The sequence below is a fragment of the Nocardioides sp. genome, from assembly GCF_034670285.1.
Classification (GTDB): domain Bacteria; phylum Actinomycetota; class Actinomycetes; order Propionibacteriales; family Nocardioidaceae; genus Nocardioides.
The window spans coordinates 1-6700 of sequence record NZ_JAXMNS010000198.1 but is presented as its reverse complement, the minus strand read 5'-3'; the positions used below and the strand labels follow the sequence as shown (position 1 = coordinate 6700).

The following is a 6700-nucleotide window of genomic DNA, read 5'->3' as shown; positions in this document are numbered from 1 at the left end:
GGCCTGCGGATGGCGGCCTCGGCGGCCTCGACCGCGCGGGCGGCCTGCGCGGCGGTGCGCGGGCGCCGTACGCCGTCGGCGATCGTGCGGGAGAGCAGGTCGGGCTGCGCCGCGGGAGACGACTCGGGCGCTCCCTGTGCCTCGGTCGTGCTCGGAGCCGTCGCGCTCTGCTCGGTCGGCGCGGTCGGGCTCTCCTCGACAGCAGGGCCCGAGCAGGCGGTGAGCGTGAGAGCGAGCAGACCGGCTGCAGCTGTGCTCGCGGGTCTCATGTCTTCGAGGCTACGGGTGGATGGTTGGGGTCGGCGCCAGACCGCACCGACGGGCGTCGGAGGTGCTCCGTAGACTCGACGGAGCGCCCGGTCGTGCCTGATCGGGCTTCACACGGCTGTCCGCAGCACGCCTTCCAAGGAGCCTGAGAAATCCCGTGAGCCTGTCAGGTCTCGCCGACGCCGTCCTCGCCGACGCCGCCCTCGCCACCGCGATGGACGACGCGCGCAGCGGCGCCGTCCGCACCCTCGACCTCACCGCACCGGAGGCGCTGCGGCCCTTCGCCGTCGCCGGGCTCGTGCGCGCCGGCCGCACGGTGCTGGCCGTCACCGCGACCACCCGCGAGGCCGACGACCTGGTCGCCGCCCTGGGTGACCTCCTCGACCCGGCCCACGTCGCCGCCTACCCGAGCTGGGAGACGCTGCCGCACGAGCGACTCAGCCCACGCAGCGACACGGTCGGTCGACGACTTGCCGTGCTCCGCCGCCTGGCGCACCCGGGCCAGGACGCCACCAACGGCCCGCTGAAGGTCGTCGTGGCGCCCGTCCGCTCGATCCTCCAGCCCCAGGTCAAGGGTCTCGCCGACCTCGAGCCGGTCGAGATCGTCGTCGGTGGCACGGTCGCGCTCGACGACCTCGTCGAACGTCTCGCCGAGGCCGCCTACTCGCGCGTCGACCTGGTGGAGCGTCGCGGCGAGTTCGCCGTGCGCGGAGGCATCGTCGACGTCTTCCCGCCCACCGAGGAGCACCCGCTGCGCGTGGAGCTCTGGGGTGACGAGGTCGAGGAGATCCGCTGGTTCTCCGTGGCCGACCAGCGCACCCTCGAGAAGGCCGAGCGCCTGTGGGCGCCGCCGTGCCGTGAGCTGCTGCTCACCGAGGAGGTGCGCGAGCGCGCCGCCGCGCTGGGGCGCACCCACCCTCAGCTGCTCGAGCTCACCGACAAGATGGCCGCCGGCATCGCGGTCGAGGGCATGGAGTCGCTGGCGCCCGTCCTCGTCGACGACATGGAGCTGCTCGTCGACCTGATGCCCGACGACACCCACGTGCTGGTGCTCGACCCCGAGCGCGCGCGCAGCCGCGCCCACGACCTGGTCGCGACCAGCGAGGAGTTCCTCGGGGCGAGCTGGGCCGCGGCCGCCGGTGGCGGAACGTCCCCGATCGACCTCGGGGCGGCGTCCTACCGCGAGATCGGCGACGTGCGGCAGGCGGTGCTCGAGCGGCACCTGCCCTGGTGGACGTTGAGCCCGTTCGGCCTCGACAGCGACGACCGCACGGTCGCGCTGGGCGCGGCGCCGATGGACAGCTACCGCGGCGACGTCGAGAAGGCCCTGACCGACCTCGACCGGTGGCGCTCGGACGCCTACCGCGTGCTGGTCGTCCACCCCGGTCACGGACCGGCCAACCGCACCGTCGAGCAGCTCGGCGAGCGTGACGTGCCGGCCCGCCTGGTGGAGGGCGTGGAGTCGCTCGACGACCTGGCGCCCGGCATCGTGACGGTGACCTGCGGCGCGGTCGCGAAGGGTTTCGTCGACCAGACCAACCGCCTGGTGCTCCTCACCGGCGAGGACATCTCGGGGCAGAAGGCCTCCACGCGCGACATGCGCAAGATGCCGGCGCGACGCAAGAAGCAGATCGACCCGCTCGAGCTCAAGGCCGGCGACTACGTCGTCCACGAGCAGCACGGCGTGGGCCGGTTCGTCGAGATGAAGCAGCGCGACGTCCAGGGCGCCAAGCGCGAGTACCTCGTGCTCGAGTACGGCTCCACCAAGCGGGGCGCCCCGCCGGACCGGCTCTACGTGCCGGCCGACGCGCTCGACCAGATCACCCGCTACGTCGGCGGTGAGCAGCCGAGCCTCGACCGCCTCGGCGGCGCCGACTGGGCCAAGCGCAAGAGTCGCGCCCGCAAGGCAGTGCGCGAGATCGCCGCCGAGCTGATCAAGCTGTACGCCGCCCGGCAGGCCACCAAGGGCTACGCCTTCGGACCCGACACCCCCTGGCAGCGCGAGCTCGAGGACGCGTTCCCCTTCACCGAGACCCCCGACCAGCTCAGCACGGTCGACGAGGTGAAGTCCGACATGCGCCAGACCGTCCCGATGGACCGTCTGGTCTGCGGCGACGTCGGCTACGGCAAGACCGAGATCGCGGTCCGGGCGGCGTTCAAGGCCGTGCAGGACGGCAAGCAGGTCGCCGTCCTGGTGCCCACGACGCTGCTGGTCACCCAGCACATGTCGACCTTCAGCGAGCGGATGAGCGGCTTCCCGGTCAACGTCGCCGGACTGAGCCGCTTCCAGACCGACAAGGAGGCCAAGGCGGTCACCGCCGGGCTGGCCGACGGCTCGGTCGACATCGTGGTCGGCACCCACCGCCTGCTCAACCCCGACATCAAGATGAAGGACCTCGGTCTGATCATCGTCGACGAGGAGCAGCGCTTCGGGGTGGAGCACAAGGAGCAGATGAAGCGCCTGCGCACCTCCGTCGACGTGCTGAGCATGAGTGCGACCCCGATCCCGCGCACGCTGGAGATGTCGATCACCGGCATCCGGGAGATGTCGACGATCACGACGCCGCCCGAGGAGCGCCACCCTGTGCTCACCTACGTGGGCGCCTACGAGGATCGTCAGGTCACCGCGGCGATCCGCCGCGAGCTGCTGCGTGACGGCCAGGTCTTCTTCATCCACAACCGGGTCACGTCCATCGAGAAGGCCGCAGCCCGCATCCGCGAGCTGGTGCCCGAGGCGCGGGTCGCGACGGCGCACGGGCAGATGGGCGAGCACCAGCTCGAGCAGGTGATGGTCGACTTCTGGGAGAAGACCTTCGACGTGCTCGTGTGCACGACGATCGTCGAGAGCGGGCTCGACGTCTCCAACGCCAACACGATGATCATAGAGCGGGCCGACACCCTCGGCCTCTCGCAGCTGCACCAGCTGCGCGGACGCGTCGGCCGCAGCCGCGAGCGTGCCTATGCCTACTTCCTCTACCCGCCGGAGAAGCCGCTCACCGAGACCGCCCACGAGCGGCTCGCGACGCTGGCCCAGCACTCCGACCTCGGTGGCGGCATGGCCATCGCGATGAAGGACCTCGAGATCCGCGGCGCCGGCAACCTGCTCGGCGGCGAGCAGTCGGGTCACATCGCCGACGTCGGCTTCGACCTCTACGTCCGTCTCGTGGGCGAGGCCGTGGCGGAGTTCAAGGGCGACACCGACACCGACGTCCTCAACGAGGTCCGCATCGAGCTGCCGATCGATGCCCACCTGCCGCACGACTACATCGAGAGCGAGCGGCTGCGCCTCGAGATGTATCGCCGTCTCGCCGAGGTGCGCTCGGACGCCGACGTCGACCTGATCGCCGAGGAGATGGTCGACCGGTACGGCGAGCCGCCGCAGGAGGTCGTCTCCCTCCAGCTCGTCGCCCGGTTCCGGGCGCGGGCCCGGGAGGCCGGGATCTCCGAGGTCACGATCGCGGGCAAGAACGTGCGCTTCGCGCCGGTGTCGCTGCCCGAGTCGCGTCAGATCCGACTCCAGCGGGTCTACCCGAAGTCGATCATCAAGACGAGCGTCGACACCGTGCTCGTGCCGCGACCCGGCACCCCCGGCGCGACCGGTCGCCCGCTCGAGGGCATCGCCCTGCTTGAATGGGCGCGCGTCGTCATCGACCACGTTCTCGCCCCGAAGGAGTCCTGAGTGAGCATCCGTTCCCCCCGACTGGCGGCCCTGGGCCTCCTCGGCGTCCTCCTCACCGGCGGAGCCCTCTCCGGCTGCGGGGTCAGCGACGACCAGCTGCGTCCCGGTGTCGCGGCTCAGGTGGGTGACACCGAGCTCGGTCTCGACGTCATCGACGACAGCGTCGATGTCGCGTGCTCCTTCTTCGTCGACCAGCAGCAGGTCGGCTTCCCGCGCTCGCTGGCTCGCCAGCAGTTCGCCAGCGTGCTCGTGCAGCGGGCGGCTGCCGACCAGGCGCTCGAGGAGAGCGGTCTTGCCGTCGGTGACGACTACGAGCAGGGCCTCAGCGCGCTCGACGCGAGCAACGAGCAGATCCCCGAGGACCAGCGGGCGCCGTTCGCGCTCCTCAGCGAGGCGACGACGTTCGTCGACGCCGCCGCGACCCTGCTCGGCGAGGAGGCCTTCGCCGCCGAGGGCACCGTGCCCGCCGACCCGATCGTCCTGAACGACCGCGGCCGGTCGGTGATCGCCTCCTGGCTCGACGAGAACGACGTCGCCATCAACCCGGTCTTCCGGCTGTCCGTGAAGGACGGCCAGATCGTCAGCGCCGGCACGGGCACCAGCGTGGCCGCAAGCGACTTCGCGGTCGCGGGGCTGCTCGACCCCAACACCGCCACCGAGACCGATGTGACGGCCTCGGCCGCCCAGCTGCCCGCCGGTCAGCTGTGCGGGGCGGCGTCGCCGCGCTGAGGTCGTGAGCGACCCGCAGCAGGACGCCCAGCAGGAGGCCCAGCAGGATCCCCAGCAGGATCCACTGCACGAGCTGGTCGCCGTCATGCGTCGGCTGCGCAGCGAGTGCGCGTGGAAGGCGGAGCAGACTCCGCAGTCGCTCGTGCCCTACCTGCGCGAGGAGACCGAGGAGCTCGTCGAGGCGATCGGCTCGGGCGACACCGCGCACGTCTGCGAGGAGCTGGGCGACGTCCTGCTGCAGGTGGTCTTCCATGCAGCGATCGCCGAGGAGCGCGGTGACTTCGACCTCGACGACGTCGCAGCCGGCATCACCGCCAAGCTCCGCCGCCGCAACCCGCACGTCTTCGATCCGGCCTCGCTGGGGCGCGACGCGAGCTCCCCGGCCCTCACCGCCGTAGTGGTCAACGAGATCTGGCAGCAGGTCAAGGCGACCGAGAAGGGCGCCGGCTAGCCGACGTCCGTCTCCGCGGTCGAGCACGTAGGCGCCCGCGTCGTCGTTCCTCTAGTGTGAGACGTCCAGCCTCTGCCGAGGCCCGATGACCTAACAGGAGCAGACTGACGTGGCAGCCATCGAAGCCGTCGGAGCACGCGAGATCCTCGATTCGCGCGGAAACCCCACTGTCGAGGTCGAGGTCGTCCTCGATGACGGCGTCTTCGCCCGAGCGATGGTGCCCAGCGGCGCCTCGACCGGGGCGTTCGAGGCCATGGAGCTGCGCGACGGCGGTGACCGCTACCTCGGCAAGGGTGTCGAGAAGGCCGTCGACGCCGTCATCCAGACGATCGGGCCGGCCCTCGAGGGCCTCGACGCCGACGACCAGCGCCTGATCGACCAGACCATGCTCGAGCTCGACGCGACGCCCAACAAGGCGACGCTGGGTGCCAACGCCATCCTCGGTGCCTCGCTCGCCGTCGCGCGCGCTGCTGCCGACTCGGCCGGTCTGCCGCTCTACCGCTACGTCGGTGGTCCCAACGCCCACGTCCTGCCGGTGCCGATGATGAACATCCTCAACGGTGGCTCGCACGCCGACTCCAACGTCGACATCCAGGAGTTCATGATCGCGCCCATCGGCGCGCCGACCTTCCGCGAGGCGCTGCGTCAGGGCGCGGAGGTCTACCACTCCCTCAAGTCGGTGCTGAAGAAGAAGGGCCTGGCCACGGGCCTGGGCGACGAGGGTGGCTTCGCGCCCAACCTCGACTCCAACCGCGCCGCCCTGGACCTCATCGCCGAGGCCGTCGAGGCCACCGGTCTGACCCTGGGCCGCGACATCGCGCTGGCCCTCGACGTCGCAGCGAGCGAGTTCTGCACCGACAACACCTACACCTTCGAGGGTGCGTCGAAGTCGGCCGAGGAGATGACCGACTACTACGCCGACCTCGTGGCGGCCTACCCCATCGTGAGCATCGAGGACGCCCTCGACGAGGACGACTGGGACGGCTGGAAGGCCATCACCGACCGCCTCGGCACCAAGACCCAGCTCGTCGGTGACGACCTGTTCGTGACGAATGTCGAGCGCCTCCAGCGCGGCATCACCGGCGGCCAGGCCAACGCGCTGCTGGTGAAGGTCAACCAGATCGGGTCGCTCACCGAGACCCTCGACTCCGTCGAGCTGGCGCACCGCAACGGCTACCGCTGCATGATGAGCCACCGCTCCGGCGAGACCGAGGACACCACGATCGCCGACCTGGCCGTGGCCACCAACTGTGGTCAGATCAAGACCGGCGCCCCCGCTCGGTCGGAGCGGGTGGCGAAGTACAACCAGCTGCTGCGCATCGAGGAAGAGCTCGGTGAGGCCGCTCGCTACGCAGGAGCCGGCGCCTTCCCGCGTTTCGTGTCGTGATCGTGGCCTCCCACAAGGGAGGATGAACGGGTGCCTGCACCACCTCGTCAGCCGAACAAGCCGTCCCGGACCACCCGTCGACGCACGCCCGCCGGAGCCTCGCGCACCGGCGGGGGTAGCGGACCCGGGCGGTCCGGCGCGGCGTCGCGCCCGACGAGGTCGACCGCCGGGTCGGCGCGCGCGAGCG

Annotated in this window: 5 protein-coding genes; 4 read left to right on the top strand and 1 reads right to left on the bottom strand. The window is 71.0% G+C overall.

The window, feature by feature from the left end; all coding sequences use genetic code 11:
* Positions 1 to 269 (bottom strand): hypothetical protein (locus tag VOI19_RS11230; protein ID WP_323793052.1); only part of this gene is annotated, 269 nt, incomplete at its 3' end.
* A 155-nt stretch (positions 270 to 424) separates the two neighbouring features.
* Here VOI19_RS11230 and mfd point away from each other — a divergent pair.
* The 4 genes from mfd (at position 425) to eno (ending at position 6513) form a co-directional block, all read left to right on the top strand.
* Positions 425 to 3946, top strand: a complete 3522-nt coding sequence (mfd, locus tag VOI19_RS11225; RefSeq protein WP_323793051.1) for a transcription-repair coupling factor — start codon at positions 425 to 427, stop codon at positions 3944 to 3946.
* Positions 3947 to 4675 (top strand): hypothetical protein, encoded by a 729-nt coding sequence (locus VOI19_RS11220; protein WP_323793050.1) that lies wholly within the window; start codon positions 3947 to 3949, stop codon positions 4673 to 4675.
* Positions 4676 to 4679: 4 nt separating this feature from the next.
* Positions 4680 to 5126: a MazG nucleotide pyrophosphohydrolase domain-containing protein gene (locus tag VOI19_RS11215; RefSeq protein WP_323793049.1), complete on the top strand. Its 447-nt coding sequence runs from the start codon at positions 4680 to 4682 to the stop codon at positions 5124 to 5126.
* A gap of 109 nt (positions 5127 to 5235) precedes the next feature.
* Entirely contained in the window at positions 5236 to 6513 is a 1278-nt protein-coding gene (eno, locus tag VOI19_RS11210) for a phosphopyruvate hydratase (RefSeq protein WP_323793048.1), read from the top strand.
* Positions 6514 to 6700: the final 187 nt, after the last annotated feature.